Origin of the sequence: Streptomyces spinosus (genome assembly GCF_020400655.1) — a bacterium.
In the GTDB taxonomy this organism is placed as follows: domain Bacteria; phylum Actinomycetota; class Actinomycetes; order Streptomycetales; family Streptomycetaceae; genus Streptomyces; species Streptomyces argyrophylli.
In genome coordinates, this window is sequence record NZ_JAINRC010000050.1 from 1 (window position 1) to 3,444 (window position 3,444).

Consider the following 3,444-nt stretch of genomic DNA (forward strand, 5'->3'; position numbering starts at 1 on the left):
CCGGTCGACAGGCTGACGGACTCGGTCGTCAGACCGCCGCGGGGCCTGTCCATCGCGTGGCTCGCCGGCTCGCCTGCGATTACGGGAGCTGCGCTCCCGTGCCCTTCCTTCCCTGCGACGCCGGGAAGGAAGGGCACGCGGTGTGCCCACTGTTCGCCGGTCAGCAGGCGCATGCGGCCCGCCCGTCGTCACCGAGACCGGTAGACGGTGGCCAGCACGGAGACGGTGACCCGGTCAGGCAGCAGGCCGTCGACGTTCAGGTCCGCCCAGCTCACGTGGCGTGCGCTGGGCGTCATCCTCACCAGGTCCAGGGCCTCCGACCCGGTCAGGTCGACGGGATACTCCACCCGTTCGGTGTCGACGGCCTCGAAGCAGGGGTCCATCGCCCGGTGCAGGCGCTGTTCCTTGGCCGGGTCGACGGTGACCATCGCAGGCACCCGGTCCCGTAGCTCCGCCAGGTGCAGCCCGGTGGGACGGACCACGATCAGCCGTCCGGCTGGACGGAGCACTCGACGGAACTCGGCCGGATTGCGCGGGGCGAACACGTCCAGCACCACGTCGGCCACCGCGTCGGCCAGCGGGAAGGGACGGAAGACGTCCCAGGTCACCGCGGAGGCCCGGTCGTGGCATCGGGCTGCCGAGCGCAGCGCGCGCACCGATGTGTCCAGGCCCAGGCCTCGGGCGCCGGGCAGCCGGTCGAGAACGCCGGCCAGGTAGTAGCCCGTGCCGCACCCGACGTCGACGACCGTGCCCGGTCTCGGCGCGGAGCCGGACGCCAGGCGGGCCACGGCCCGGCGGATGGGCGCGTACCCGCCGGCGGCCAGGAAGCGGTCCCGGGCCTGGACCATGGCCGCGTCGTCGCCGCTGGTGGCGCGGGTGCCGGTCAGGAGGCCGACGTAGCCGTGGCGGGCGATGTCGAAGGTATGGCCCGCTGTACAGCGCAGTGCGCCGCGGCCGGGATGCAGACGGGGCGTGCGGCACGTCGGACAGCGCAGCAGGTCGAGGAACGGTTCGAGGGCAGGGGGAAGCAACACGGGCACGAGGCACTCCTGGCAGGGCTGAAGGGAAGACGCCGCGCCTGTACGCACACACGGAAGGTCACTGCCTCAGCAAGGAACGGGCAGCGCCGGCAAGGTGGTTGGCGTAGCAGGCACACCAAGGAGGGCGATGCCGTCCGGCATCGCCCTCACCGTCTTCCGATCACAGGAAGCAGCAGTGCGGGGTGCTCATGAATGCCACGCGATGAGTGTACGAGCTTCGACAGAGGCCTTCATCTGAGGCTCTCATCCCTGCGGGAGTTGGGGAGACACGGCCTGGCCCGGGTGTGAGGCGCGGCACAGCTCCGGAACAGGCAATTTATTGACGTGTCAATTAACCCGTGCTCTACTTGCTTCGACAAGTATATGCGGCTGAGCCTGAATCGACCTCAGGTGCGGCCGAGCCATGAAAGGCGTCCTCATGACCAAGATCGGTATTATCATCGGCAGCACCCGGCCGGGCCGTAACAGTGAAGCCGTCGCTCGCTGGGTGCACGACGTCGCCTCCGAGCGCACCGACGCCCAGTTCGAGCTCGTCGACCTGCTGGACTACAAGCTCCCCGTGCTGGACGAGGCGTACCCGGCCTCCCTGGGCAACTACACCCAGCCGCACACCCAGGCCTGGGCCGAGAAGATCGCTTCCCTCGACGGCTTCGTCATCGTCACGCCGGAGTACAACCGCTCCGTGCCGGGCGCGCTGAAGAACGCGATCGACTTCCTCTACGCCGAGTGGAACAACAAGTCCGTCGGCTTCGTCAGCTACGGCTCGCTCGGCGGCGCCCGCGCCGTGGAGCACCTGCGTGGCATCGCCGGCGAGCTGCAGCTGGCCGACGTCCGCGCGCAGGTGGGTCTCTCCCTGTTCACGGACTTCGAGAACTTCTCCGTGTTCAAGCCGGCCGACATCCAGCGCGACGCGCTCGTCACCACGCTGGACCAGGTCGTCGCGTGGGCGAAGGCCCTCGCGCCGCTGCGCGCCAGCTGAGGACCTCGCCGGCCTCGGCCGGCGACACCCCGGTCATCGTCGTCCGAGAGCGGTGGACGACGATGACCGCCACCGGCCGGGGTCGCTCCACGGAGGAGGGGAGCGACCCCGGCCGGCCATGTGCCGTGCGGCCACTTCGTGCGGGTCGGTTGCACGGAGGACTACGCCCTTGGCCCCGGCACGCCGTGTCGGCCTCGCCCCGTGACCAGTCCGATGTCGTGGTCCACGGCCTCGGCCCGCCGTCCGGCGCGTGCGTCCTCGCGCGCGGTGACGTCGACCGATTCGGCCTGCGGGTACGTGAAGATCCGTCACCACCGCCTCCCGAGGGCCGGCACCGGGACCCGCACGGGTCCTCGATCCGGAGCGGCCCCTGATCCGATGGCCAGGGGCCGCCGCCGTACGGCCGGGAACTACGAGCCGGCGGGCCGGGTGTTCAGCAGCGCCAGGCAGTTGGCCCACAGCACGCCGAGCGGTGAGGTGGTGTTGTAGAGCTTGGCGAACAGCACCTGGCCCTCCAGCTGCGCGACCACGGCCCGGGCCGACTCGCGGATGTCGGCGACGGCGATCTCCCCGCGGCCCTGAGCCTCGGTGACCACCGCTTCGATCATGTCGACCTGGTCCTCGAAAATCTCTTTGAGCCGGTCGCGCACGGCCTCGCTCTGGTTGCACATCTCCAGGGAGAGGTTGCCGAGCATGCATCCCGCGATCGTTCCGTGGTCCTCCTGGCAGGTCCGGTGCTCTGCCTCGGTCGCCTCGAAGAGCCGGTGCAGACGCTGGAGGGGCGGCTCCGTGCCGTCCGCCAGGAGGCTGGTCCAACCACGCCGTTCGGCGGCCCAGTGCTCGTCGAGCACGGCGAGCGCGAGGGCCTCCTTGGACTCGAAGAAGTAGTAGAAGCTGCCCTTGGGCACCCCGGCCGCCTTGCAGATCTCGGCGACACCCAGGGCCGAGTAGCCGCGCATCTCGATGAGTGACCGCGCAGTGTCGAGGATCTTCCTCCTGGCGTCACTTGTCCGTCCCATGAGGTGAGTATACGACCGATCGTCTATTAAGGGGAGTGGGTCTGGTGCCGGTCGGCGAGCCGCTGGGCCCGGCGGGGTCGCGCACACGTGTGCCGGCCCCGGTACCGGCCGGTGCGGGTGTCCTGCGGGACCGGTACGTCCGGCGACGACCCGCACCCGGCGCCAGGTCGACGGTCGAGGTCTGGACGCCGGTCGAGGCTCGGGGGCGGTGCGTCTTTGACACCCGACGACCGGTCGTCTAACGTCGAATAGGCGACCGGTCGTCTTGTAGATCGTCCGGCCGGAATTCTCTCGCCGAACCTTCGACAACGAACGGAGAACGCCGATCATGACCACCCCCGTGAAACTCGCGATCGTCTTCTACTCGTCCACCGGCACGATCACGGAGATCGCCAGGGAGCTGCAC

3 protein-coding genes are annotated in these 3,444 nt (G+C 69.7%); 1 reads left to right on the plus strand and 2 read right to left on the minus strand.

Annotation, left to right across the window (positions count from 1 at the left end):
* Positions 1 to 188: 188 nt before the first annotated feature.
* Positions 189 to 1,040, minus strand: coding sequence for a putative RNA methyltransferase (locus LG395_RS40815; RefSeq protein ID WP_225814633.1), 852 nt, complete (start codon positions 1,038 to 1,040; stop codon positions 189 to 191).
* Between the two features lie 418 nt (positions 1,041 to 1,458).
* Here LG395_RS40815 and LG395_RS40820 point away from each other — a divergent pair, with 418 nt between their 5' ends.
* Positions 1,459 to 2,019: an NADPH-dependent FMN reductase gene (locus LG395_RS40820; protein ID WP_225814635.1), complete on the plus strand. Its 561-nt coding sequence runs from the start codon at positions 1,459 to 1,461 to the stop codon at positions 2,017 to 2,019.
* A 410-nt stretch (positions 2,020 to 2,429) separates the two neighbouring features.
* Here LG395_RS40820 and LG395_RS40825 read toward each other — a convergent pair whose 3' ends face one another.
* A complete protein-coding gene (locus LG395_RS40825) occupies positions 2,430 to 3,038 on the minus strand; it encodes a TetR/AcrR family transcriptional regulator (protein ID WP_225814634.1) in 609 nt (202 codons plus the stop codon).
* Between the last annotated feature and the right edge of the window lie 406 nt (positions 3,039 to 3,444).